We start from the raw sequence: 23,622 nt of genomic DNA on the forward strand, positions 1-23,622 counted from the left end.
CAATTCCGGCAATCCGGATCCACGGTCCTTACAGAACAAGGACATCACTCCTGGTGAGAGCTCTCCGCACGGCATCGCGGGCGCGACAGTGCGAGGCTTGCCGCATGCAGCAGCAGCCCCCGCCCCCGCCCCCTCGGCGCGTCCTCGTCGTCGACGACGACCCCACCGTCGCCGAGGTCGTCGCCGGATACCTCGACCGCGCCGGCTTCGCCGTCGACCGCGCCGCCGACGGCCCCGCCGCCCTGGAGCGGGCCGCGGCCGCCCCGCCCGCCCTCGTCGTGCTCGACCTGATGCTGCCCGGCATGGACGGGCTGGAGGTGTGCCGGCGACTGCGCGCCGACCACGGAACGCTGCCGGTCGTCATGCTGACGGCACGCGGCGACGAGGACGACCGGATCCTCGGCCTGGAGGTCGGCGCCGACGACTACGTCACCAAGCCGTTCTCGCCCCGCGAACTCGTCCTGCGCGTGGAGGCCGTGCTGCGCCGCGCCGAGGCCGCCGTGCCCGCGTCCGCCGCCCCGCTGCGCGCCGCCGGGCTGACGCTCGACCCTGTCGGCCGCCGCGCCAGCCGCGACGGCACCGAACTCGCCCTCACCCTCCGCGAGTTCGACCTGCTGGCGTTCCTGCTGCGGCATCCGGGGCGGGCCTGCAGCCGCGAGGAGCTGATGCGCGAGGTGTGGGGCTGGGAGTTCGGTGACCTGTCCACCGTGACCGTGCACGTACGGCGGCTGCGCGCCAAGGTCGAGGACGACCCCGCGCAGCCGCAACTGATCCGGACCGTATGGGGCGTCGGATACCGCTTCGAGGGTGGGGAGGCTCGGTCACACTCATGAAGGATGTCCTGCTGATCGCTCTGTACGCCTTCCTCGGCGCGGCCGCGGCCGGGCTGCTCGGGGCCGTCGCCCTGCGGGCACTGCGCCACCGGTCGGTGGCGGTGTCGCTGACCGTGGTGGCGGTGGTGTCGGTGACGGCGATGCTGGCCGGGACGCTGGCCGTCGCGTGGGCCATGTTCCTGTCCTCGCACGACCTCACGGTGGTGACGACGGTGTGCGCGATGGCCGCCGTGGTCTCGCTGGCGACGGCCCTGCTGCTCGGACGCTGGGTGGTCGCCCGCAGCAACGCCCTGACGCAGGCGGCCCGTTCGTTCGGCGAGGGCGGCAGCTTCGCCGCGCCGGGCGGCAGCGCGACGGCGGAACTTGCCGCTCTGGGGCGCGAGTTGGCGGCCACGAGCGAGAAGCTGGCGCGGTCGCGGGAGCGCGAGCAGGCGCTGGAGGCGTCCCGGCGCGAGCTCGTCGCGTGGATCTCGCACGACCTGCGGACGCCGCTGGCCGGGCTGCGGGCCATGTCCGAGGCGCTGGAGGACGGCGTGGCGGAGGACCCGCAACGCTACTTCCGCCAGATCCGCACCGAGGTGGACCGGCTCAACTCCATGGTCGGCGACCTCTTCGAGCTGTCGCGCATCCATGCGGGGGCGCTGCCGCTGAGCATCGGGCGGATGTCGGTGTACGACCTGGTGGGCGACGCCCTCGCCGGGGTCGGGCCGCTGGCACGGGAGCACGGGGTGCGGCTCGTGGGCGACGCGGTCGAGGCGCTTCCCGTCGAGGTCGACGGGAAGGAGATGACCCGGGTGCTGGGCAACCTGCTCGTCAACGCGATCCGGCGGACGCCGGCCGACGGGACGGTGGCGGTGGCGGCGCAGCGGGAGGCGGACACGGTGGTGGTGTCCGTCACGGACGGGTGCGGGGGGATTCCGGAGGAGGACCTTCCGCGGGTCTTCGACACGGGGTGGCGGGGGACGGAGGCACGCACGCCTCCGGCGGGGGCGGGGCTGGGGCTCGCCATTGTGCGGGGCATCGTGGAGGCGCACGCGGGACGGGCGACGGTGCGGAACGTTCCCGGCGGGTGCCGGTTCGACATCGTGCTGCCGGCCGCACGGGCGTGACACGGTGCGGGCCGCGCCCCGTAAGGGGCGCGGGAGCGCGGGGAACTGCGCGAGCCCCCCCCCCCCCCCCCCCCCCCCCCCCCCCCCCCCCCCCCCCCCCCCCCCCCCCCCCCCCCCCCCCCCCCCCCCCCCCCCCCCCCCCCCCCCCCCCCCCCCCCCCCCCCCCCCCCCCCCCCCCCCCCCCCCCCCCCCCCCCCCCCCCCCCCCCCCCCCCCCCCCCCCCCCCCCCCCCCCCCCCCCCCCCCCCCCCCCCCCCCCCCCCCCCCCCCCCCCCCCCCCCCCCCCCCCCCCCCCCCCCCCCCCCCCCCCCCCCCCCCCCCCCCCCCCCCCCCCCCCCCCCCCCCCCCCCCCCCCCCCCCCCCCCCCCCCCCCCCCCCCCCCCCCCCCCCCCCCCCCCCCCCCCCCCCCCCCCCCCCCCCCCCCCCCCCCCCCCCCCCCCCCCCCCCCCCCCCCCCCCCCCCCCCCCCCCCCCCCCCCCCCCCCCCCCCCCCCCCCCCCCCCCCCCCCCCCCCCCCCCCCCCCCCCCCCCCCCCCCCCCCCCCCCCCCCCCCCCCCCCCCCCCCCCCCCCCCCCCCCCCCCCCCCCCCCCCCCCCCCCCCCCCCCCCCCCCCCCCCCCCCCCCCCCCCCCCCCCCCCCCCCCCCCCCCCCCCCCCCCCCCCCCCCCCCCCCCGGCCCGCGGCTCACCCCGCCAGCTCCGCCACCCCCTCCCCGAAGGGGACGGTCGGGCGCCAGCCCAGTTCCTCGCGCAACCGCCGCGACGTCGCCGTCACATGGCGCACGTCACCCAGCCGGTACTCCCCCGTCACCATCGGTTCCGGACCCCCGCACGCCGCGGACAACGCATGCGCCAGCTCCCCGATCGTGCGCGGATCATCGCTGCCGCAGTTGTATGCGCGCAGCTCACCGCCGGGCGAATCCGCCTCCAGCGCAAGCACATTGGCCCCCGCCACATCCCGCACATGCACAAAGTCCCGCCGCTGACAGCCGTCTTCGAAGACGCGCGGCGCCTCTCCCCGCGCAAGTGACGAGCGGAAGAACGACGCGACACCCGCGTACGGCGTGTCGCGCGGCATCCCGGGCCCGTACACATTGTGGTAGCGCAGCGCCACCGCGCTGCCGCCCGTCGCGCGGGCCCAGGACGCCGCCAGGTGCTCCTGGGCCACCTTGGTCGCCGCGTACACGTTGCGCGGGTCCGGCGGCGCGTCCTCCGCGACGAGGCCGGGTGCCAACTCCCGCCCGCAGCGCGGGCACGGCGGTTCGAAGCGCCCCGCCTCCAGGGCCCGGGGATCCCGCGGGCCGGGCCGGACAGGGCCGTGCACGGCGCACTCGTAGCGACCCTCGCCGTAGACGACCATCGACCCGGCGAGCACCAGGGTCCGTACGCCCGCCTCGTGCATGCCGGCCAGCAGCACCGCCGTGCCGAGGTCGTTGCAGGCGACGTACGCGGGCGCGTCCGCGAAGTCCTTGCCGAGGCCGACCATCGCGGCCTGGTGGCACACGGCGTCGACGCCCTTCAACGCCCGTGCCACGGCGGCGGGATCGCGGACGTCGTCCGCAGGCACGAGCCCGGTGTCCATGACGACGGGCTCGTGCCCACGGGCGGTGAGGGCACTGACGATGTGCGAGCCGATGAAGCCCGCGCCTCCGGTGACGAGTACACGCATGGCGTCGACGCTAGAAGCCGATCACCGGCCGCGCACCGCCCCGGGGCGTTCCGTCACAGGTCCGTAAGACCCGCGCCCCGCGCCTCCCAGCGCTGTTCGACCTTGCCGAAGCGCCAGTACGCGAGCGCGGCCGCCCACACCACCACGAACAGGCCGACGATGACGAAGCCCACGTTGTCGAGGTCGAGGCCCGAGATCCAGCCCGTGACCGCGTCGTCGAGGCCGAGCTTCTCGTGCAGGACGCCGACGAGTTCGATGGTGCCGATGAGGAAGGCGACGGCGATGGACAGTCCGGTGATGGTGAGGTTGTAGTAGACCTTGCGGACGGGGTTGGAGAACGCCCACTGGTAGGCGAAGTTCATGAACGTGCCGTCGAGCGTGTCGAACAGGCTCATCCCGGCCGCGAACAGCAGCGGCAGGCACAGGATCGCGTACCAGGGCAGGCCGGCGGCCGCACCGCTGCCCGCCATCACCATGAGGGTGACCTCGGTGGCGGTGTCGAAGCCGAGCCCGAAGAGGAAACCCAGCGGGAACATCTGGCCGGGGCGGGTGATGGAGCGCGTGAAGCGGCCGAGGATGCGGTTCATGAAGCCCCGCGAGTCCAGCTGCTGTTCCAGCTCGGCCTCGTCGTAGCGGCCCTCGCGCATGGCGCGGAAGATGCGCAGGATGCCTGCGAGGGCGATGAGGTTGAGGGCGGCGATGAGGTAGAGGAAGCCGCCGGAGATGCTGGTGCCGATCACGCCCAGCGTCTGGTGGGTGGTGGAGCTCTCGTTCATCAGCGTGCCGGCCAGGTGCGTGCCGCCGCTGACCAGGGCGGCCAGCACGACGACCACGCTGGAGTGCCCGAGTGCGAACCAGAAGCCGACCGAGACCGGACGCTTGCCGTCCGCCATCAGCTTCCGGGTGGTGTTGTCGATCGCGGCTATGTGGTCGGCGTCGAAGGCGTGCCGCATGCCGAGGGTGTAGGCGGTGATGCCGAGTCCGACGCCGAAGACCTTGGAGTCCACCGTGTAGTGGTGGGGGGCGACGAGCAGGAAGAGCACGCCGAAGGCGGCGACGTGCAGGCCGGCTATGACGGCCAGCAGTGCGGCGGTGCGCACGGTGTCCTGGCGGCGCCACGCGAAGGATGGTGGCGCGGTACGGGGGGTTTCTGTGGTTCCGGTGGGCAGAGTCATCTGCGGGTCACGCTCCAGCACCTCGTGGATCAGTTCGTGAGATGCCGTGGCCGGTCTCCTGGCTTACGGGTGCGCACGCGCCCGCCCCTGCCTTCCCGGCCGCCGGATGCGGCCAGTGGCACCGCGCGCCCCGAGGGGCGTGCGGAAGGGGGCGGAAGCTCCCCGATCACAGTGGCGAGGGCCGCTCCGGAGTGGGACCACAAGGGCCCGTCACCGGTCTTCCCGAACACCACGGCCGGGCCACCCTAGCGCCCTGACCTCACGCGGTGGCAAAGATGTGGGAATTGCCATGCCCATGCAGCGGAACGGGTACCGACACTTCTGTGCGGAGGTCCGCAGGTGATGGACGGTCACGGAGGCCGGTGCTACGAGTGCAGCAGTGGGCGACGAGAGAGGCTGATCAGCCATGGCAGCAGGAGACAGAGACCACAGGTCCAGGTCCGGCGCACCGGAGCCCGGCTTCGAGCGCCGCATCGGGCTGTTCCAGGCGACGGCCATCAACATGAGCCAGATGTGCGGGATAGGACCGTTCGTCACCATTCCGCTCATGGTCACGGCCTTCGGCGGGCCGCAGGCCGTCATCGGCTTCGTCGCGGGCGCCGTGCTGGCCCTCGCCGACGGGCTGATCTGGGCCGAGCTGGGGGCCTCGCTGCCGGGCGCGGGCGGCAGTTACGTGTATCTGCGACAGGCCTACCAGTACCGCACCGGCAAGCTGATGCCGTTCCTGTTCGTCTGGACGGCCATGCTCTTCATCCCGCTCGCGATGGCCACGGGTGTCATCGGCTTCGTGCAGTACCTCGGTTACCTGTGGCCCGGGATGACGCAGACCCAAGGGGACGTCACCGGGCTGGTGTTCATCGCGGTGGTCGTCGCGCTGCTGTGGCGGCGGGTGGAGAACATCGCGCGGATCACCGCCGTGCTGTGGGCCGTGATGCTCCTCTCCATCATCCTCGTCATCATCGCGGCCTTCAGCCACTTCAGCCCCCATCTCGCCTTCACCTACCCCGCCCACGCCTTCGCCGTGACGACCAATCACTTCTGGCTGGGCTTCGCCGCGGGCCTGACGATCGGCATCTACGACTACGGCGGCTACAACACGGCCGCGTACATGGGCGCCGAGATCAAGGACCCCGGGCGCACCCTGCCGCGCGCCATCGTGTGGTCCATCTTCGGCATCATGACGGTCTATCTGCTGCTGCAGATCGGCACTCTCGGGGTCGTCGACTGGCACGAGATGCTGGACCCGAACTCCACGGCCGGCTCCTCCGTGGCCTCGGCGGTGCTGGAACGCACCTGGGGCAGGCGCGCCGCGGACGCCGTCACCGTGCTGATCCTCGTCACCGCCTTCGCCTCGGTCTTCACCGGGCTGCTCGGCGGCTCCCGGGTGCCCTACGACGCGGCGCGGGAGAAGGTCTTCTTCCGCCCCTTCGGCACCCTGCACCCGCGGCACCGCTTCCCCGTGCTGCCGCTGGTGACGATGGGGATCATCGGCGCGATCGGCTTCCTGATCGGGCGTCATACCGACCTCAACACGCTGATCCAGCTGCTGACCACCGTCATGGTGATCGTGCAGGCGCTGTCGCAGGTGCTGGCCGCCACCGTGCTGCGCCGCCGCCAGCCGGGCCTGCGGCGGCCGTACCGGATGTGGCTCTACCCGCTGCCCAGCGTGGTCGCGGCGGTGGGCTGGATCGTCATCTACGGCTACGCGGACCGCAGTTCCCCGGGACGGCACCCCATCGAGTGGTCCCTGGTGTGGGTCGCGGCGGGCTGTGTGGCGTTCGTGCTGTGGGCGGCGTACGAGAAGGTGTGGCCGTTCGGGCCGCGGGAGATCAGCGAGGAGTACCTGGACTCCTCCGCCGCGGGTACGGATCCCGAGGACGAGCCCGGCACCACGGAACCCGCTCAGGCCTGAAGAGGCGCGCCGGCCGCCCGCCTTGATCACCTTTGTCCGGCCCGACAGCGGCTTCGTGGCCGAACGGTGATAAAACGGCACCCATGCCCGTGACCTCCGCTCCTGCCGCCAAACCCGCTGCCTCCCCGCGCCGATTGCTCTGGCACCGCCTCATATTCGGGCTCTGGTACCGGCCCGTCGACGTTCTCGACGAGGCCCGGGACCGGAGCGTCTGGGGGGCGGCCATGTTCCTCAGCCTGCTGTGCGGGGCGCTGGGGACGCTGGGCAAGGACTCCTTCTGGGTCCAGTGGGGCGTGAGCCCCGTCCTCGCCCTGGAGGCCATGGCCATCGCCTCCGGGGTGACGCTGGTGGCCACCCTGTTCCTCGGCGCCGTCACCCACGCCATCGCGCGGCGCCTGGGCGGCAACGGCCGGTTCGCGCCGACCACCGGCCTGTTCGCCGTCGTCTTCTGGGCGACGGACCTGCCGCGACTGTTCCTCAGCACCTGGCTGCCGGTGGACTCCGTGCCGGTGCGGGCGGCGGCGTCCGTCACCGCGGCCTTCGGCTGTGTGATCGCGACGCTGCTGATCCGCGGTCAGCACCACCTGCCCACCCACAAGGCCGTGGCCTCGGTGGCGATCCAGATGGTGGCGGCGGTGGCCCTTCTCAAGTTCCCGCCGGGAAGCGCCTGACGGACCGTGCGGCGGTCCGGTGCGCGAAGGCCCGCCCGGTGCGACGGGGGATGCACACCGGGCGGGCTCGAGAACATTTCTACCTCATCAAGGATGGGCTATGCACCAAAAACCTGTTCGCTTTGTCGATAACCGGCGGACAGGGAGCGAAATCAGGCCACACGTCCGGATGGCCGGGCGCCGTCTCAACTGATCTCCCGGAACGCCGAGTTCCGGCTTCCGGAAGCATTCCGGATCGGCCGGGTCGAGTGACGGCAGCACCGTCTCACCGGCCAAAACGGGGAACGCCGCCGTTCTCGACGCCCTCCGGCGAGAAGCGGCAGCCGGCCGGCGCAACGGGCCCTCACCGGCGGGCCGACTCCTCGACAGCCGCTCAGAGACCGTCCGGATTCGTTCGCAGCTCCGGCAGCGGTTCCGGGCGGCCTCGCAACGGGTCGGGCGCGGAGGCGCACCGACCGGCGCCGGGATCCGTACACGTGCGTACGAACCCCGGCACCGGCCTGTGGCGCAGGCGGCCTTGACCCCCGTCCAGGGCCGCCTCGTCCAGGTGCCGCGCCGTCAGGGACGGCGGGCCGCGCTGATCTCCCGCAGTTCGGCGAGCACGGAGTCCACCAGCGGGTCGTGGTAGACGTCCGCGACGCGGGCCAGATGCTCGTGCTCCTCGGCCGGATCGGCGCTGACGGTCATCACCACGCTCTCCGCGTGGGGCGTCGCGACGTGCCCGGTGACCTGGTTGGCCAGGCCGCGGCGGAGCGCCGCCGCCTCCACGACCGCGGCGAGCCGGCGCTCGTCCAGCCCGGCGTCCTGCGCCTGACGCCGGGCCACGTCGAGCGTCATGGGCTCGACATGGCGCCGGATGCCGCGCTGGATGTCCCGGATCTCCGCCATGCGCCGGTTGGCGCGCCATTCCAGATCGGCGAACGGCCAGCGGCCCGACCAGCGGGACTCCTCGATGGTGACCTCGGGGGCATGGGCGGTGACCTCCTCCCACAGCGGCTGCAGCCGGCGCAGCCGGCGCCAGGCGGCCGCCCGGGGGCCGAGGGCCGGCAGCGAGAAGCCCAGCAGGACCAGGAGTGCGGCGACCGAAGCACTCATCGGCGCAACGCCGTTGGAGAGCCAGTACGCCTCGTGACCGGCCCAGCTGAGCACGAAGCCGGTGAGCTTGCACAGGCAGTACAGCAGGCCCAGCCAGCAGCCGGCGGCGAGCGTCCGCAGCCCCTTGGAGAGCCAGGAGCGGCCGATGCGGCGGGCGTAGCGCGGGCACAGCCAGCCGAGTCCGGCGAGGCTCGTCCCGAAGACGGCCAGGTACAGCACCAGGAAGGCGACGACGCCGGGGGCGTCGGCGTAGGCGGTGCTGAAGTCGCGCGGGTGCTCGACGGCGTCGGGGCGTCCGACCGCAAAGCACACAATGGCAGCTGCCCAGGCCACGGCGACGACGGCCACGGCGAACCAGGACCGGGCGGCGGCGCGGGTGTGGGCCTCCTCGTCGCCGCGGCTGGTCCAGCGCAGCAGCAGCACGGTGGCGCCGGAGGCGAACAGCACGACGGCCGAATAGAGGAACACCATGGCCAGGTTGGCCACGCCGGTCAGCCGGTCGAAGGCACGGTAGACGCTGGGCGCCGAGAACAGGAAGACGACGGGCACGCCCGCGGTCATCAGGGCGGTCAGCCCCAGGTCGACGTTGCCGCGGTCGCGGAACCAGGCGCGGGCCTTGTAGCCGACGATGGCCCAGGTGACGGCGCTGAAGGTGAGGTAGAGCGCGTCAAAGAACACCGGCACCGCCTTCCGTGCCCCGGCCGCCGGTCTCGCGGCCGCCGGTCTCGCGGAGCTGCTTGCGCACGTGCTGCAGGGCGGGTCCGAGCGAGGCGGCGAGTTCGGCCGCCGGCCCCTCCAACAGGGCTTCCTGGCCCGGCGGCGGGGGCACGACGCGCTCCATCAGCAGCGTGCCGAGGATCTCGGTCTCGCGCTCGGTGAGGTTGTCGTAGCAGTGGTGGCGGGCGAGGCCCATGGTCAGGCCCATGCGGCGCATGGCGGTGGCGACGTCGACGGACGGGGTCCATACCTTGAGCGCGTCCTCGGTGACGGCCGGGTCCTGGTCGTGGCCCAGCAGCAGGTGGCCGATCTCGTGCAGCACGATGTGCACCTGGTGCCAGGGGGAGGTCTTCTGCTCGTAGACGATCCAGAACGCGTCGTCCGTGGTGGCCGTCATGCCGGAGACGACTCCGTCGAGGCTCATCGGCACCAGGTGGATGGGCCGGCCCACATGGCGCGCGACGGCATCGCACATGCCCTGGAGATCGGCCGACGCGGGCAGCGCGAGCTCATGGATGAGCTGCTTGCACCGCCGTCGTATCCGCCCCACTCGCATGCCTGCACCGTCCTCGTCCTCGGTACGCCGCCAGTACGTGAAGAGCCGCTCCTCGTGCGCTTCTGCCGTGACGGTCAAGGGTGTTCCCCTCCCCCCGTGCCCGGCGGGTCGGCGGGGAGGTTCATCTGCTGCCGGAACTGGCAGATGATGGTGGTCAGGCTGTCCTGCACCTCCGGCGGGAGCCCCACCGACCGCAGGGCGATCGCCCGTACGCGCTGATCCCTCATGGCGACGAGGAAGCGGACCTCCTCCTCGACCCGCGCGGCCTGGGAGGCCGACAGGTCGCCCATCAGATAGCCGACGGGCACGGCGAAGAACTTCGCCAGCGCCCGCAGCACGTCCGGGCTCGGGTTGGCCCGCTTGCCGTTGCGCAGCATCGACAAGTACTGCTCGGTCAGGGTGACGCCGCCGTACTCCTCGGCCCCGCGGCTGATCTCCTCGGCCACGTGCCCGTTGGTGTACGGCGCCCCCGGCGGGTGCATGTTCGCGAACAGGTAGTTGAGCCGTTGCGCGAGCGGACTGCCCGTTTCACGTGCCGTCCTGTCCGGCCTTTCCCCCCCGACTGCCATCTGCCCCGTCCCCGTTCGTGCGAGCCCTGCTGTCCTGCCGCCCTACCGTCTTTCACGGCCAGTTAAGCCCGGACAGGCCGCGATGGGCATCGTGCCACGGGATGCGCGGGGAGCACTAGCCCGCCCCTGGTTACGAGCAGGTGAAGGACTTAACCGGGGGTTGAGGGCGGGGGCCGAGGATGGGTGCGGGCCGGATTCGTCTACGGTGAGCCGCAGGACGCCGGGCAGCGCGGCGGGGCGGGGCGGAAGGGGTTGCGGGTCACCGTGCAGGACGGTATAGGCAGCATGCAGGAGCCGCGAGCCGCGAGCCGCGAGCCGCGAGCCGCGAGCCGCGAGCCGCGAGCCGCGAGCCGCGAGCCGGGCGACCTGCGGGTGCCGGTGGGCGCCGACGCCCGGCGGTGGCGGACCTTCGGGGGACGCCGCGTCCTGGTCGCGGCGGCGCGCACGGTCACCTCGGCCGTACGGCTCCTCGAAGTGCTCCCCGCACTCTTCCGCTCCGACCCGCGCGTCGACGTCGTCTTCGCCTTCGACCCCACCTCCGCCTTCGGTGACGGCGTCCTCGGCCTCCTCCACGCGGCAGGCGCCCGGGTCATGCCCTGGAGCCAGCTCTCGCGCACCGCGTGCGACCTCGTCGTCTCCGCGAGCGAGAACATCGACCTGACCGGAGTCGACTGCCCCGTCCTCGTACTCCCGCACGGCGTCGGCTTCCACAAGCTCGTGCCCGACGCCCGGGGAACCGGACGGCGGCTCTCCGGGGTGATGGACGACGACCGCGCCTGGCACGCGGTCTCCCACCCCGACCAGATACGCCAACTCGCCGAACACCACCCGGCGCTGGCGGACCGCACCTTCCTGATCGGCGACCCCTGCCACGACCGCCTTCTGGCGTCACGGATGCTGCGCACCCGGTACCGCGAGGAGCTCGGGCTGCAGGACGGTCGGAAGCTGGTGCTCGTCAGCTCCACGTGGGGAGAACAGTCCCTGCTGGGCACGGACCCGCTGCTTCCGCAACGGCTGCTGGGCGAACTGCCGCTGGACGAGTACCGTGTGGCCGCCGTGCTGCACCCCAACATCTGGTCCGCACACGGCACATGGCAGATCCGCGCCGTGGAGGCGGCGGCGCTGGACGCCGGGCTGCTGCTGATACCGCCCCACCGCGGCTGGCAGGCCGCACTCCTCGCGGCGGACGTGCTGGTGGGCGACCACGGCTCGGTCACCTTCTACGGAGCGGCACTCGGCACTCCACTGTTCCTCGCCGCATTCGGCGAGGAGTCCGTGCCCGGCACCCCTATGACGGAACTGGGCCGCATCACCCCGCGCCTCGACCCGCACGCCCCGCTCGCGGCCCAGCTGGAACGGGCGGTGGCGGAGCACGATGCGGAGCGCATCACGAAGGTGGCGAACGGGGCCTTCGCCGAACCGGGCCGGTCCCTCGAGCAGTTGCGGTCGGCGCTGTACGAACTGATGAAGCTGCCCGAACCGGATGCGGCGGGCGCGCCGCCGCTGCACCGGTGGCCGGTACCGGAGACCGGTCCGGGTGAGGTGACGGCGATGTGGGTCCGCACATCCGGTGCCGAACAGGCCGTCACGGTACGGCGATGGCCTGTAGCAGCCGGGGGCGACCAGGACGAGGGGGAAGGGGAGGCGGAGTTCGGCCACCTCTCCTGCGACGAGGAGGAACGGGACCTGCGGCAGCTCACCAACGCGTCCGTGATCACGTCACGGGTACGGGCCGGGTCGGCGGACGCTGCGGTGCAGCGGGCCCGCCGGTTGCTGGACGAGCTGCCGGGCGCCTTGTTGGCGTGCGTGCCGGCACCGGACGGCTGCTCGGTGGCGGTGCTTCGGGACGGCCGCGTGGTGGAGTCGACGACCGCGGATGCGTCTTTGGCGGGGGCGGTGGTCTATGCCCGGTTCCGGGCACAGCGTCCCCTCGCGGGAACGGTGACGCTGCGTGTGGGCCGGCATGGGGTGGACGTAACACTTCGGGAGTGATCGCCCCGAAGGGGCGCGGGGCGGTTACACATGCGGCTCCGCCGCGTGAGCGCGACCAGCCACAACGAGCCCGCAGTCGACGCACTACGCCAAACCGTCCAACCGCTTGCGCAGCTCGCCGGCGCGACGGCTGCCGCCCGCCTCATGGATCTCCAGCGCCCGCGCCACATGGCGACGCTCGGCCGCACGGTCGGCACGGCGCCGGGCCATGTCGGCCGATTCCTCGCGGACTTGGGCCTCGTAGTACACGGCCTGCGTCGCGTTCAGCATGTCCGCCGCGCGCTCCAGGGCGCGCACGGCCTCGTCCTCCCGCCCCAGGCTGTCGTATGCATGGCCCAGAGCCGCCAGCGCCCGGCCGGCCATGCGGGCGTCCCCGAGCCCGTCGAGCTGCCCGTAGGCCTCTTGCAGGGTGGCCACGGCCCGTTCGTGCTCACCGGAGGCGAGCAGCGTGCTGCCCATGAACAGCCGGGCGAGGGCGGCGCCCCGGGGTTCGTCGGCCTCGATGTTGCGCTGGAGGGAGAGCTCGTACCAGCCCAGCGCCCGGGCCTGGTCGACGTGGTCCCAGTACCGTCCGGCGAACTCGGGGACGGATGCACGGAGTACCGGATGCGTGGATTCCTCGGCGAGTTCGACGGCCTTTTCGATCTGCTCCCGGGCTCGGTCCGCATCGCCGACGTCCATCAACGGCCGGGACACCAGGCTGCGCAGCCTCGCCTCGGCGTCACGGGCGCCGAGGCGAGCGGCGGAGTCGGCGCCCAGGGTGCCGGACTCGATCCAGTCGGCGAGGTGCCGGTGGTGGAAGTAGAGCGCGGTGAGGGATTCCGCGAGCTGCCAGGCCTGTTGGTCGAGGCCGCGGGCGTGGGCGACCCGTACCGCGGCGAGCAGGTCCGCACGCTCGGCCTCCAGCCAGGTGAGCGCGGCATCGCGTGCCCCCGGCCCGGTGAAAGGGTCTTCGTGCCCTGCGAGGACGATGTCGTGGTCGGTGATCCGCAGCCGCTTGCCCATGATCGCGCGGTCGGCGAATGCCGCCCGGACGACGTGGAGGTCGATGACCCGGCGCACCGCGGCGTGCCGCTCCTCTTCCGGCTCGTCCTGCTCCGCGAGGCTGCGCGCGTGCAGGCGCACGAGGTCGTGGAGGGTGTACCGGAAATCGCCCACGGCATCCTCCAAGAGGCTTGCGTCGTCGAGCTCTTCCAGCAGGGCCTCCGCGGTGGCGACGGAACACCCGTTCAGCGCGGCCGCGGTCTCCGCGTCGAAGCCCCGGCCCGGGAGCAGGGCGAGCCTGCGGTACAGCCGCAGCGCCTCCGCCGGCAGGTCGCTGCACGTCAAGGAGACTGCGGCCGAGACACTGCGTTCGCCGCCCGTGAGAGCGGCCAGCCGGCCGTCCTCCTGGGCGAGTTCGTCCGCCAGCGCGGCGAGACCGAGCCGACGGCGCCGCGCCAGCCTCGTGCCCGCGATCGTCAGCGCGATGGGCAGCCCGCCGCAGAGCTCCACGAGCCGCTCGGCAGCCTCGCGTTCGGCCGCCACCCTGTCCTCGCCGCACACCTTTGCCAGCAGGAGCACGCCGCTTGCCGCGTCGAGGGGCTTGAGCGGCATCAGCCGGGCGCCGTCCCCGACGAGTTCGTCGAGCCGTCGGCTGCTGGTGACGAGCACCGCGCTGCCGGGCGCGGCCGGTATGAAGGGCCTGATCTGCGCAGGCTGGGTGACGTCGTCCAGGACGACCAGAAGGGGCCCGCCCCGGGCGGCATGGGTGCGGTAGAGGTTCGTGCGCTCGGCCAGCGTCGCGGGAAGGAAGTCCTTCGTCACGCCGAAGGCCGTGCGCAGGCACTGCGCGAGCCCTTCCGAAACGTCGCAGGCGCCGGACGGCCCGCGCAGCGCGGCGAAGTCGACGTAGACCTCCCCGCCGGGATAGCGGCCGGGCTGCAGCTCCACCCAGCGCCGTACGACACTGCTGGTGCCGATGCCCTTCAGGCCGCTGACGACGATGATCCGGGTCGGCCCGCTGCCGGGAACCAGCCATTCGCCGAGGTCCAGGAGTTCGCCGTCACGGTTGACGAACAGCGGTGTACAGCCGGGCACTTCATGTGGTGTCGGCGGCTCGGCGGTACCGCGCTGGTCGTAGAGGACGACGTCTCCGCCTGCCTGCACGATGATTTCCGCCGTGCTGCCCTCGACGTGATTGCAGGACTGTACGGACGGTACGTCCTTCACTTGCCGTTCCAGGTGACGTTCTTCCCCTGGATCAGCGGCCCGCCGACCCGCGACCGCGAAACCGTGTTCGTCACCCGGCTGTTGTCCACCGACACCTGCAGCCGCGCCGCCCGCTCCTCCCACTCCCGGTACTCCGCGGCGAACCGCGGATCCTGCCGGGCCTGACCGAAGATCAGTGCCGACAGCTCCTGCACCTGCTCGCGGTCCTGCGGGTCGAGCGGCAGCACCAGCGTGCCGCTGTCGCCCTCATCCTCGCGGCCGCGGCCGAACGCGCGGCGGACGAGGCCCGTCAGGGACTCCCACGCCTGGCGGCCGGCTTCCGTCCCCACGGAACCCGCCGCAGCCGTCACCGCAGTGGTCACCGCGCCCAAGGACACCGGATCGACCATCAGTCAACTCCCCCACCCGAGCAGCCCGAACAGCTCCTGTCGGGCTCAGGCTACCGCGCCCCTCGGACAGGCCCTGTGCGGCGTCCCGGTGAATCCTGTCGTGCCGGGCTCTCGTCACCCGCCTCCCCCGCGTAGGACGATGGCACGCTCGCCTCATCCGACTGTCCTCGCACCAGGGAGGAAACCGTTCATGAGACGCACCGGAAGACCCATGGCCATACGCGGCTTCACCGCGCTGTTCCTCGGCCTGCTGCTGACGGCCCCGTTCGCCCCGGCCGCGCAGGCCGCCCCGGCCGCGCAGACCACCGGCGGGGCGCCGCACACGCGTGCGGCCGCCCGCGCGGCCGGCGACTACTGGACGGCCGAGCGCATGGAGGCCGCCCTCCCCGCCCTCGACGGGCGCCGCGCGGAGCACACCGGCACCGGCGCCGCGGAGCCGGTACCGCCCAGCCACCCCTTCAACGGGATTCCGCAAGTGGGCACGTTCTTCTGGACGGACGGCCACAACACCGGCCGGTTCTGCGGCGGCACCGTGGTGCGCAGTCCGCACCGCGACCTGGTCGTGAGCGCCGCCCACTGCCTGCGCTCGCCCGATCCCAAGAAGCACTTCTCGTTCGTGCCGCAGTACCACGACGGCCTCAAGCCGCACGGCATCTTCCCGGTCGAGCTCATCTACATCGACCAGCGCTACTACGACCTCGGCACGAACGGCGGTGCGCGCTGGGACTTCGCGGTCGTGCGGCTCGGGGAGCGCGAGGACGGCGAGGACGTGCAGGAGGCCGTCGGCGGGTTCGACCTCTCCTTCCACCCCGGGTACCGGCACGAGGACGTCCGGCTGATCGGATACCCGGGAAGCAGCGATGCGAAGTACCCCAAACCCCTCGACTGCCGTTCCTCGACGCACCGTTACACCAGCACCGACCCGGCCGCGCCGGGCGACTTCCTGGAGATCGCGTGCGCGGGGTACGTCGGCGGCACGTCGGGCGGCCCATTCCTGGTGCGGGGCTCCTGGGGCTACGAGCTGATCGGGGTCATCGGCGGGTACCACACCGGCGGTGACACCCCGGACATCTCCTACAGCTCGTACTTCGACGACGCGCTGCTCGACCTGTACCTGGACGCGGTCGACGGCGCACCGCCGGCTCACGCGTGACGCCGTGAAAGAGGTGAGGGGCAGTGCCGCACCGGCACTGCCCCTCACCCCCTCACAGCCTGACGCCCTCAGCGCCGGTGCGGGTGGCGCGTCAGCGTGTAGCCGCCGACGGCCGCGAGCGCGGCGAGGACGGCACCGCCGACGGTCCACGCCCAGCGGTCCGACCACCAGCTGCCGTTCCAGCCGCCGTCGGGCTCGGCCACGGCCGCGGCGTGCAGCGGTGCACCCAGCTCACCGCCCCCGGCCTCGGCTCCCCCGGCGTCCTTCGCGGTCGCCTGGAGCTCGGCGCGCACGGGCGTACCCATGTCCGGGGCGGGCGCGTCGCCGACCGTGAGCCGCACGTAGTAGGCGCCGGGCAGCGGGTCGTTGGACCAGCGCTCGGCCCACGGCCGTACGGTCCGCAGCGTGCAGGTCAGGGTCACCGTGGCGTCCTGGCGCTGCGCGCGCTTCGTCGGTTCGCCGGAGGCGCAGGCCTGGCGGCGGCGCAGTCCGTCGAAGACGTCGAGCTGCCAGGTGGCCGCGCCGGTCCGCACGGACGCCTCCGGCAGTGTCACGGTCGCGGTGGCCGTGACCTGCTGGCCGGCCCCGGCGGGGAACTGCCAGTAGAGATAGTCGCCGGTGGTGCCCTGGGCCGTGGCCTTCACGCCCGGCTTGACGGGCGTGGCGGTACGGAAGGACGTACCGGCCTCGGACGGCGCACCGTCGTCGGCGACGGCGGCCGGGGCAGCGGTGCACAGTGCCGCTCCGGCGACCAGCGCGGCGGCCGCAGTCCGCCGCATGCGCCCGAAGATCTGCCGAGTCATCAGTTCTCCCTCCACACCGCGACGCGCCAGCGGGCCAGCCAGCCCCACAGCAGTCCGGCGAGCAGACCGGTGACGCCGAGCACGGCCAGCAGGATCCAGCCCCGGCCCAGGCCGAAGGCGGCCAGGTCGGAGGGGTTGTCGGGGGACTTCACCAGATCCACGGCGAGTTCGACGGGCAGGCCCGGGTCACGCTTGACGGAGGGCGGCGCCGAGAAGGAGTTGGAGACCTCCAGGCAGACCGTCCTGGCGCCCTGGTCACCGTTCTTCTTCGCCTTGCCCGTCGCGTAGCGCAGACCTGTGGCCATCACATCGGTACGGCCGCTACCGGCGTCGGATCCCCGGACGAGCTCCTGCCCGTCCTCCCCGACGGCTCTCAGCAGCACGCCGTAGTCCCGGTCGACCTGCCGGTCCGCCGCCACACTGGCCGAGGCCCGCAGCTCCTGACCGGACTTCACCTTCACGCGGTACCAGCGGTGCTCGGCGAACTGCTCGCGGTCGGCGAAGACACCGGCGCCGAGCTCGGGCGCGGTGGCGCACTCGTTGGCGCCCTGGACGGGCTTGACGGTCTCGACAGGGGTCTCGGACCGGCGGACGAGCTGCTTGACGCGGCCGGTGAGCTCCTTGCGGTGGCGCACCGTGGTGTACGTGCCGCCGGTGGCCTCGGCGATGCAGCTCAGCTGCTCACGCGTCTTGTCGTCGTGGGCCAGGCCGAGGGTGTCAACGGTCAAGTGGTTCCCCTTGGCGGCCAGTTCACGGGCCACCTCGCAGGGGTCGGGCTGGCCGCAGGTGTCCTCGCCGTCGGTGATGAGGACGATGCGGCGGGTGCCGCCGTCGGTGCCGAGGTCCTGGTCGGCGCCGCGCAGCGCGAGGCTGATGGGCGTCCATCCGGTCGGCCGCAGGGTGGCGACGGCCGTCTTGGCCTCCGTCTTGTCCACCTTGCCGACGGGGTAGAGCTGCTTGCTGTCCTTGCAGCCGATCTCCTTGTCGTCACCGGGGTAGGTGGCACCGAGGGTCCGGATACCGAGCCGCACGCCGTCCGGCAGCGCGTCGATGACGTCGTCGAACGCCTGCTGCGCGGCGGACATGCGGGAACCGCCGTCGATGTCACGCGTGCTCATCGAGCCGCTGACATCGAGGACCAGCTCGACCTTCGGTGAGTCCTTCGGGGGCCCGTCGGCGGCGTGCGCCGGCACCACGCCCCCGGCCAGGGCGGCGAGCAGGGCACACGCACCCGCCGCGAGCCGTCTTGTGATGATCATCCGAGGATCCTAGGGGCGGGCGGCGGGCGCACTCAAAACGGGTGCGCGGCCCCCAGCACCTCCTGCAGGGAACTCCCGTGTTCGGCCCAGGCCCGCAGCCGGTCGCGGTCGATCCAGTGCACGCCGTGCCGGTCGCCCCATTCCCTGGCGTCGCGTGTGAGGCCCCCGTTGGTCACCACGACGGCGACGTCGGCACCGTGCACGGGTGTGGCGGTGCCCTTCACCTCGTACAACACGTGCGAACCGACCCGCCCGCCGCGCGTGGTGTGCTTGCACTGTGCGACGATCACCCGCCCTGCGGAATCGCTGCCGATGACATCGGCGGCCTGGTCGCCCTGACGGCCGACGTGCCGGGCGCTGATCCCGTCACGGATCATCAAGTCCCGGACGGCCAGCTCGAACTCCGTCGGCGTCAGGGCGTCGATGACGGCCAGCGGCAGCCGCAACCGGCCGAGCCGGCCTGCCCGCTCCCGGTCGGTCGCACGGCGGCGGGACCTGCGGACGGCCACGGCCAGACCGCAGCAGCCGACACCGCAGAGCAGCAACAGCCAGACGCCCGGCCCCGATTCCGCGACGATGCTCGCCGTCCGGCGGACGATGAAGGCGAGGAAGACGAGAGCGACAAGCGCCGCAGTGGTCTCGGTACCGGTGCGGGGCAGGCGGGGGCGTATCCGCCACAGGCGGCCGGTCATGGCGACGCCGTCGCAGGGGCGGACGGCTGCGGGGCCGGGGCGTGCGGGGTTCCGTCCTCCGTACCGCCGTTGAGCAGCCCCCAGCCCACGACGGCCGCGACGGCCAGCGCGATCCAGGCGCCGCCCGGCCGGCGCTGCGGCGGACCGCTGGGGACGCGGACCCAGTGGCCCCGGCGGTAGTAGTAGCCGTCCTTGTTCATCCCATGTCTCCTTCCGGTGCCGTCATCGCCCGGACGCGTTCGGCTGTGGCCTTGGCCAGCTGCGCGCGCTCCTCCTCGGAGAGCTGTTCGAGAAGGGCCAGGACGGTCGCGTCGTGCCCGCCTCCGTGCGGAGCGGGGCGAGGGTGGGCGGTCACCCATTCCAGGACCTGGCGCACTTCGTCCGGGTGGCGCAGGAGCCACAGGGCGGCCAGGGCGTCGGGGCCGGTGCGGACGGCCTGGAGGTAGAACTCGTACTCCTCGCGGCGCTGCGGCGACCACAGCAGGGGCGGGGCGTCCCGGTCCGCGCCGGTTCCGGCGAAGACATCGGCGCTCTGGGTGCCTGCGGCGCAGCAGGCCAGGCCCGAATCCTCCAGCACCCGCGGCTGGGCAAGCAGTTCGAGCACGTACTGCGGAGTGAGGTCCTGCCCGGTGGCGCCGCCGCGCATGACCGTGTCCTCGATCAGACGGTCCAGGTGATGCCTGACGGCTCCCCAGGGGTCCGCCGGGCGGTGGCCGGTGACGACGGCGCGAGCGGGGTCGGCCACCCACCAGGCGATCTCCAGGGCGACGGGGTCGGTGCCGACGGGCATCTGCCAGCTGCCGGTCCGGGGCGCGGTGTCGACCAGGTAGGCCTCGGTGTAGCCGCCGAAGACGGTCTTCAGCAGCGGGATGCGGCCGCCGGGTTCGGACACGGCGCGGTGCTCACCGTCGGTCAGGACCAGGGCGGTGTGCCGGCGGCGCGAGAGCCGGAAGCGCAGGAGCTCGCGGAGGGGGCCGTGCGACGCCCGGGTCCACAACTGGCCTGCGGCATCTGCGGGTGCAGGGAGGTAGGTGATGGTGGCCATGGTCGGCCTTTCTCTGTCGGTCGCTACGGTCGCTACAAGGAGGCGCGCCAGTCGGCCAGGGCCCGGGCCGCTCTGCGGCTGCCGGGTGCCGGCTGTGCCCGCTCGAGGTCGGCGAAGAGGCGGAGGACCCCGCCGCGCAGGTGCGGCGCGAGCCGGTCGGTGAGGTGCTCCACGACGCGGGCACGCTGCGGGTCCGTGCCGGCGCGCCGCTGCCAGTCCAGGAGCGCTGCGCGGGCGGTCTCGAAGGCGGCGGGCTCCATGAGGGCGGTGCGGATGAGCTCCAGACCCGGAGACTGTGTGCTGTCGGAGAGCAGGTGGCGGGTCCACCACTCCCCGGCTTCCCCGGATGGCGCGGCAGCGCGCAGCAGTTGGGCGACGGTGGCACTGGCCGCGCGGCGTTCGGCGGTGCTCTGCGAGCGCGACCACTGGAGGAGAGTGGTGATCAACCGGGTGCGGTTCGCCTCTTCGGCGAAGAGGGCCACCAGCGCGCTGCGGACGGCGGTTTCGACGGCGGAGGACTCCTCACCTGCCCCGGTGAGGACGGCGTGCAGGAGTCGCAGCGCGGTCTCGGGCCGCGCCAGGCCGAATTCGGTGGCACAGGCCAGGGCGACGGTGCAGCGCCGGGCCACGACGGGGCTGCGGCTCCAGCCGCGCAGCCGGGCCTTGATGGCGGTGGCGAGTACGGGGTGGGTCGAAGCGGCGCCCAGCGCACGGGCCGCCATCCGCCAGTCGCCCGGCTTTGCGGATCGTGCGAGCTCCTCGGCGGGTTCGAGCGCCCGGTGGCCTGAGCTCCACTGTGCGAACTGCCCCAGGATGAATCCTGCACGGTCGGCACGGCCGTCCGCGGCCGGTGTCTGCCGGAGCCATTCGACCAGCAGGCCGCTCGCCTCCCGGTATTCGCGCCAGACGTGCTCCAGGAGGGCCCGGCCCTGCAGGTGGCGGACGAAGACCACAGGCTCGGTGACATAGCTGTACGTCGACGTGCTGCGCACGTGCTCGCGTGCCCGGTAGGCCTCGATGGCCGTCAGGCGTTCCCGCTGTGTCCGCGCGAACGCGAAACCGCCTGCGGCGGACGGCAGGTCGGGCTCGGGGTCCCAGCCGCTCGCGTGCAGCCGACCTGCGGCGAGCGCCAGCAGACGTTCCGCCTCCTCCTCGACGATCGCTTGGTCAAAGTGCTCGAAGACACACGTCGACAGCAGCAGGGCAAGGTCCTCCGGACGCCCCCGGACCGCACCGAGCAACTGCGGTGCCCGTTCGGCCGCGTTGAAACTCAGGCGTTCCCGCAGACTGCCGGCACGTGTCTCGCCCTGTGCGGTCCGGACGACTTCGGTGACGATCTCGACGACCTGGGCGGGGGCCAGATGAGGCTTGAGGATCTCGTCCAACAGCCCGTCCGGCAGGGCGGCGAGAGCCGCCTCGGCCTGGCCGGGGCCGGGGAGGGTCGCAGCGAGCCACGCATCGAAGACCATGCGCGAGGGCGGCGGCACGACGCGTACGGGCTCGGTGTGGAGTCGGTCGCCGACGTGGGCGAGGATGCCCGGCGTCGTCCGGACGACGATGACCATGCAGGCGTCGGCGCGCCGGAGTTCGGCCTTCAGCCTGTCCAGAGCAATGGCGTCCAGGCCGGTGACTCTCGTTTCCAGAAGGCCGTCGACAAGGTAGCCACGGGCCTGCGTGCTCCCGGCGTCCCACCCGGTCAGGTCCGCGTCGGCCTCGACAGCGCGCAGGTCGAAGCTTCTGGTGTACCTCTGCAGGAGGTTGAGCGCTCCGGTCCGCCGTCCGGTTCCCTCCTCGCCGACGAGGAAGACCACGCGGCTGTCCAGCCTCTCCACGGCCGCGGCGAACCAGGGCGGTTCGGCGAAGCCCTTCATGGCCAGTGCCGTCTGCTCTGCGGAGATGGGGCCTTCCCGCAGCTCGACCGACTCCGTCTGCGCGAACACTCCGGCCGTGAGGCCGTCGCCGCCCGTTCCGAGGTGCTGTCCGCCCTGCACCAGGTCCGCGACGCTGACGAATCCGCGATTCCAGATGTGAATGTTGGTGTAACGCTGGACGAAGTCGCGGTCCGCCTGCGTCTGCTCGGCCTCGGCCGTCGTGGTCATCGGCCCGCCTCGTCGCCCGCGTCCCGCCCGAAGTGGGCGTGCTGACCGCCCTGTACGTCACCGGTGTTGAAGAAGCCACGGTTGTTGTGGCTGTTGATCGTGTTGCCCTGCCGGCGAGGCTCCGGCTCCGGTTCGGCGCCCCGCTTGTCGGGAGCCGGCGCGGGCGCGGGCGCGCCGGGCCCGGCCTCGCCCAGGATCCGCCGGTCGTAGAGGCTGCCGGAGGGCGTGGGCACGTAGAGCCACGCCAGTTGGCGGAAGTCCTTGCCCTCCACCGTGGCCGGTACCTCGAGGAAGTGGTCGGGATGGCGGCGGGTGTAGCCCGACAGCACGGCGTCCTCGAAGACCCGGTGGGAGAGGATCGCGGCGACCTGGGTGATGCTCTCGCTCGACGCGGCGAGCATGGCCCGGACCGGGCGGGAGTCCAGCAGCCGGTGGGTGTCGTTGCGCGGGGTGCCGTTGCCGTCGCCGGGGGCACCGGAGTCCGGCAGCGGGCCCACATGCAGGCTGGCACGGAGGCGCAGGCGCCGGGTGCCGGTGGCGTGGATGTTGTAGTCGGTGAGGAGTTCCTGGAGTTCGGCCAGGAAGGGATGGATGATCCGCGGCAGGACCACGGGGTCGAAGCCGAGGACGTAGCCGTCGCCGGTGTTGTTCGCGAACTTCCGGTCCTGCCAGACCTGCCCGAGCCCGGCCCGCTCGAAGGCCTGGCCGAGGAGTTCGGGGATGATCGTGGTGAGAGCGACGTGCTCGACGGCAGGCCGTCCGGTGAAGTCCTTGGCGTCCACGGCGAGGATGCCGCGGTAGGGCGGCAGGTCACGGCTGACGCTCCACGGCGCGGGGGTGGGATGGGACGTGACATTCTCGGACACGGGCAACTCCTCTGCTGCTCAAGGGCCTTGTCGGGCGCCCTCAAGGCTGCTGCGGCAGAGGTCTGCGGAGTGCACTGCGCGTGCACAGTGCACGTGACGGTCGTCACGCGGTCAGCGGTCGTGGCCGCTCGCCACCGCCCGCAGGCCGGCCGGATCGTGGATGACGATGCTCTTGCGCTCCGCGCTGACGATGCCGGAGCCGATCTCCCGCAGCCGGACGCTGACCGTGTTGCGGGAGACCCCCAGATACAGGGCCAGGTCCTCCCTGGTGACGGCCAGTTCGGGCACACTGTCGCCCGCGGCGGCGGCCAATGCGAGCAGTGCCTCGGCCATGCGCTCGCGCGAGCCGCCGTAGCAGGCCCGGGCCCGGTCGGCCTCGCGCAGGCGGGTCAGGGCGTGCCGGGTCAGGGTCGTGGACAATCCGTGCTCGTCCACGAAGCGCGTGAAGCGGTTCTTGGTGATGACGGACACCGTGCAGCCGGAGATGGCCGATACGGAGGCCAGCCGGGCCTCGCCGTCCTCCAGCACCGCCGCCTCGCCGACCACGTCGGACGCGCCGCGGAAGGCCAGCACCCGCCTCCGTCCGTCCCGCTCGGTGCGCTCGACCTTAACCACGCCCTCGACGACGGCCAGGACGTGGGTACCGGGGTCGCCCTGCCTCAGCAGCACGTCCCCGGCTCGGTGCCGGCGCAACGAACCCTCGCCGACGAGAGCCCGCCACAGCACGTCCCCCGTCAACTGTGCGAGCGCAACCCCCAGTACCTCCATGGGGCAGCACTCTAGAGTGCGTCGACTGCGGGCTCGTCGTGGT

21 protein-coding genes and 1 riboswitch are annotated in these 23,622 nt (G+C 72.9%); of the genes, 6 read left to right on the plus strand and 15 right to left on the minus strand.

Annotated features, from left to right (window positions below; all coding sequences use genetic code 11):
• The first annotated feature begins 104 nt into the window (after nt 1-104).
• Nucleotides 105-833 carry a response regulator gene (locus HG542_RS04870; protein WP_171078776.1) on the plus strand — a complete coding sequence of 243 codons (729 nt, stop codon included), beginning with the start codon at nt 105-107 and terminating at the stop codon, nt 831-833.
• Entirely contained in the window at nt 830-1,942 is a 1,113-nt protein-coding gene (locus HG542_RS04875) for a sensor histidine kinase (protein WP_171078777.1), read from the plus strand. Before HG542_RS04870 ends, HG542_RS04875 begins: the two co-directional genes overlap by 4 nt.
• Nucleotides 1,943-2,623: 681 nt before the next feature.
• On the opposite strand, the gene HG542_RS04885 is transcribed toward HG542_RS04875, so the two are convergent.
• Together HG542_RS04885 and nicT are read right to left on the minus strand one after the other, a co-directional pair.
• Nucleotides 2,624-3,607 (minus strand): NAD-dependent epimerase/dehydratase family protein, encoded by a 984-nt coding sequence (locus HG542_RS04885; protein ID WP_171078778.1) that lies wholly within the window; start codon nt 3,605-3,607, stop codon nt 2,624-2,626.
• A 53-nt stretch (nt 3,608-3,660) separates the two neighbouring features.
• On the minus strand, nt 3,661-4,782 hold the full coding sequence (gene nicT, locus HG542_RS04890; RefSeq protein WP_171078779.1) for a Nickel transporter NicT: 1,122 nt from the start codon (nt 4,780-4,782) through the stop codon (nt 3,661-3,663).
• A 31-nt stretch (nt 4,783-4,813) separates the two neighbouring features.
• Nucleotides 4,814-5,031: riboswitch (cobalamin riboswitch) on the minus strand.
• 157 nt (nt 5,032-5,188) lie between these two features.
• Here nicT and HG542_RS04895 point away from each other — a divergent pair.
• Together HG542_RS04895 and HG542_RS04900 are read left to right on the plus strand one after the other, a co-directional pair.
• A complete protein-coding gene (locus tag HG542_RS04895; RefSeq protein ID WP_171078780.1) occupies nt 5,189-6,694 on the plus strand; it encodes an APC family permease in 1,506 nt (501 codons plus the stop codon).
• Nucleotides 6,695-6,777: 83 nt separating this feature from the next.
• Nucleotides 6,778-7,365 (plus strand): YIP1 family protein, encoded by a 588-nt coding sequence (locus HG542_RS04900; RefSeq protein WP_171078781.1) that lies wholly within the window; start codon nt 6,778-6,780, stop codon nt 7,363-7,365.
• Between the two features lie 558 nt (nt 7,366-7,923).
• Here HG542_RS04900 and HG542_RS04905 read toward each other — a convergent pair.
• The 3 genes from HG542_RS04905 to HG542_RS04915 all read right to left on the minus strand — a co-directional run bounded on the left by HG542_RS04905 (nt 7,924) and on the right by HG542_RS04915 (nt 10,302).
• A complete protein-coding gene (locus HG542_RS04905) occupies nt 7,924-9,138 on the minus strand; it encodes an MAB_1171c family putative transporter (protein WP_227725520.1) in 1,215 nt (404 codons plus the stop codon).
• The gene (locus HG542_RS04910) at nt 9,128-9,733 is read right to left on the minus strand and encodes a hypothetical protein (protein ID WP_373313133.1); all 606 of its coding nucleotides are present in this window, start codon (nt 9,731-9,733) and stop codon (nt 9,128-9,130) included. The genes HG542_RS04905 and HG542_RS04910 overlap by 11 nt, the downstream gene beginning before the upstream one ends.
• 74 nt (nt 9,734-9,807) lie before the next feature.
• Entirely contained in the window at nt 9,808-10,302 is a 495-nt protein-coding gene (locus HG542_RS04915; protein ID WP_171078784.1) for a helix-turn-helix domain-containing protein, read from the minus strand.
• Between the two features lie 183 nt (nt 10,303-10,485).
• On the opposite strand from HG542_RS04915, the gene HG542_RS04920 reads away from it, so the two are divergent.
• Nucleotides 10,486-12,294, plus strand: a complete 1,809-nt coding sequence (locus HG542_RS04920) for a CDP-glycerol glycerophosphotransferase family protein (protein WP_229922614.1) — start codon at nt 10,486-10,488, stop codon at nt 12,292-12,294.
• Between the two features lie 84 nt (nt 12,295-12,378).
• Here the strand turns inward: HG542_RS04920 and HG542_RS35745 are convergent, their stop codons facing one another.
• A complete protein-coding gene (locus HG542_RS35745; RefSeq protein ID WP_171078785.1) occupies nt 12,379-14,505 on the minus strand; it encodes a hypothetical protein in 2,127 nt (708 codons plus the stop codon).
• Entirely contained in the window at nt 14,502-14,894 is a 393-nt protein-coding gene (locus HG542_RS04930) for a hypothetical protein (protein ID WP_171078786.1), read from the minus strand. Before HG542_RS04930 ends, HG542_RS35745 begins: the two co-directional genes overlap by 4 nt.
• Before the next feature lie 190 nt (nt 14,895-15,084).
• On the opposite strand from HG542_RS04930, the gene HG542_RS04935 reads away from it, so the two are divergent.
• Nucleotides 15,085-16,047 (plus strand): trypsin-like serine peptidase, encoded by a 963-nt coding sequence (locus tag HG542_RS04935; RefSeq protein ID WP_229922615.1) that lies wholly within the window; start codon nt 15,085-15,087, stop codon nt 16,045-16,047.
• 68 nt (nt 16,048-16,115) lie between these two features.
• Here HG542_RS04935 and HG542_RS04940 read toward each other — a convergent pair whose 3' ends face one another.
• The 8 genes from HG542_RS04940 to HG542_RS04975 all read right to left on the minus strand — a co-directional run bounded on the left by HG542_RS04940 (nt 16,116) and on the right by HG542_RS04975 (nt 23,579).
• Nucleotides 16,116-16,850 (minus strand): hypothetical protein, encoded by a 735-nt coding sequence (locus HG542_RS04940; RefSeq protein ID WP_171078787.1) that lies wholly within the window; start codon nt 16,848-16,850, stop codon nt 16,116-16,118.
• Nucleotides 16,850-18,109: a VWA domain-containing protein gene (locus HG542_RS04945; protein ID WP_171078788.1), complete on the minus strand. Its 1,260-nt coding sequence runs from the start codon at nt 18,107-18,109 to the stop codon at nt 16,850-16,852. The genes HG542_RS04940 and HG542_RS04945 overlap by 1 nt, the downstream gene beginning before the upstream one ends.
• Before the next feature lie 32 nt (nt 18,110-18,141).
• Entirely contained in the window at nt 18,142-18,801 is a 660-nt protein-coding gene (locus HG542_RS04950; protein WP_171078789.1) for a restriction endonuclease, read from the minus strand.
• Nucleotides 18,798-19,001, minus strand: a complete 204-nt coding sequence (locus HG542_RS04955; protein WP_171078790.1) for a hypothetical protein — start codon at nt 18,999-19,001, stop codon at nt 18,798-18,800. The genes HG542_RS04950 and HG542_RS04955 overlap by 4 nt, the downstream gene beginning before the upstream one ends.
• Entirely contained in the window at nt 18,998-19,846 is an 849-nt protein-coding gene (locus HG542_RS04960; protein ID WP_171078791.1) for a hypothetical protein, read from the minus strand. Before HG542_RS04960 ends, HG542_RS04955 begins: the two co-directional genes overlap by 4 nt.
• A 32-nt stretch (nt 19,847-19,878) precedes the next feature.
• A complete protein-coding gene (locus tag HG542_RS04965; protein ID WP_171078792.1) occupies nt 19,879-21,945 on the minus strand; it encodes an amino acid adenylation domain-containing protein in 2,067 nt (688 codons plus the stop codon).
• Nucleotides 21,942-22,811 (minus strand): hypothetical protein, encoded by an 870-nt coding sequence (locus tag HG542_RS04970; RefSeq protein ID WP_171078793.1) that lies wholly within the window; start codon nt 22,809-22,811, stop codon nt 21,942-21,944. The genes HG542_RS04965 and HG542_RS04970 overlap by 4 nt, the downstream gene beginning before the upstream one ends.
• A gap of 111 nt (nt 22,812-22,922) precedes the next feature.
• On the minus strand, nt 22,923-23,579 hold the full coding sequence (locus HG542_RS04975) for a Crp/Fnr family transcriptional regulator (RefSeq protein ID WP_171078794.1): 657 nt from the start codon (nt 23,577-23,579) through the stop codon (nt 22,923-22,925).
• Nucleotides 23,580-23,622: the final 43 nt, after the last annotated feature.

The sequence above is a fragment of the Streptomyces morookaense genome (assembly GCF_013030945.1).
GTDB lineage: Bacteria > Actinomycetota > Actinomycetes > Streptomycetales > Streptomycetaceae > Streptomyces > Streptomyces morookaensis.

What these genes read in the sequence shown, in the direction of transcription:
- HG542_RS04870 (WP_171078776.1), top strand. Translation starts at nt 105, where the DNA reads ATGCAGCAGCAGCCCCCGCCCCCGCCCCCTCGGCGCGTCCTCGTCGTC.
- HG542_RS04875 (WP_171078777.1), top strand. Translation starts at nt 830, where the DNA reads ATGAAGGATGTCCTGCTGATCGCTCTGTACGCCTTCCTCGGCGCGGCC.
- HG542_RS04885 (WP_171078778.1), bottom strand. Translation starts at nt 3,607, where the DNA reads ATGCGTGTACTCGTCACCGGAGGCGCGGGCTTCATCGGCTCGCACATC.
- nicT (WP_171078779.1), bottom strand. Translation starts at nt 4,782, where the DNA reads ATGACTCTGCCCACCGGAACCACAGAAACCCCCCGTACCGCGCCACCA.
- HG542_RS04895 (WP_171078780.1), top strand. Translation starts at nt 5,189, where the DNA reads ATGGCAGCAGGAGACAGAGACCACAGGTCCAGGTCCGGCGCACCGGAG.
- HG542_RS04900 (WP_171078781.1), top strand. Translation starts at nt 6,778, where the DNA reads ATGCCCGTGACCTCCGCTCCTGCCGCCAAACCCGCTGCCTCCCCGCGC.
- HG542_RS04910 (WP_373313133.1), bottom strand. Translation starts at nt 9,733, where the DNA reads ATGCGAGTGGGGCGGATACGACGGCGGTGCAAGCAGCTCATCCATGAG.
- HG542_RS04915 (WP_171078784.1), bottom strand. Translation starts at nt 10,302, where the DNA reads ATGGCAGTCGGGGGGGAAAGGCCGGACAGGACGGCACGTGAAACGGGC.
- HG542_RS04930 (WP_171078786.1), bottom strand. Translation starts at nt 14,894, where the DNA reads ATGGTCGATCCGGTGTCCTTGGGCGCGGTGACCACTGCGGTGACGGCT.
- HG542_RS04935 (WP_229922615.1), top strand. Translation starts at nt 15,085, where the DNA reads ATGAGACGCACCGGAAGACCCATGGCCATACGCGGCTTCACCGCGCTG.
- HG542_RS04940 (WP_171078787.1), bottom strand. Translation starts at nt 16,850, where the DNA reads ATGACTCGGCAGATCTTCGGGCGCATGCGGCGGACTGCGGCCGCCGCG.
- HG542_RS04945 (WP_171078788.1), bottom strand. Translation starts at nt 18,109, where the DNA reads ATGATCATCACAAGACGGCTCGCGGCGGGTGCGTGTGCCCTGCTCGCC.
- HG542_RS04950 (WP_171078789.1), bottom strand. Translation starts at nt 18,801, where the DNA reads ATGACCGGCCGCCTGTGGCGGATACGCCCCCGCCTGCCCCGCACCGGT.
- HG542_RS04955 (WP_171078790.1), bottom strand. Translation starts at nt 19,001, where the DNA reads ATGAACAAGGACGGCTACTACTACCGCCGGGGCCACTGGGTCCGCGTC.
- HG542_RS04960 (WP_171078791.1), bottom strand. Translation starts at nt 19,846, where the DNA reads ATGGCCACCATCACCTACCTCCCTGCACCCGCAGATGCCGCAGGCCAG.
- HG542_RS04965 (WP_171078792.1), bottom strand. Translation starts at nt 21,945, where the DNA reads ATGACCACGACGGCCGAGGCCGAGCAGACGCAGGCGGACCGCGACTTC.
- HG542_RS04975 (WP_171078794.1), bottom strand. Translation starts at nt 23,579, where the DNA reads ATGGAGGTACTGGGGGTTGCGCTCGCACAGTTGACGGGGGACGTGCTG.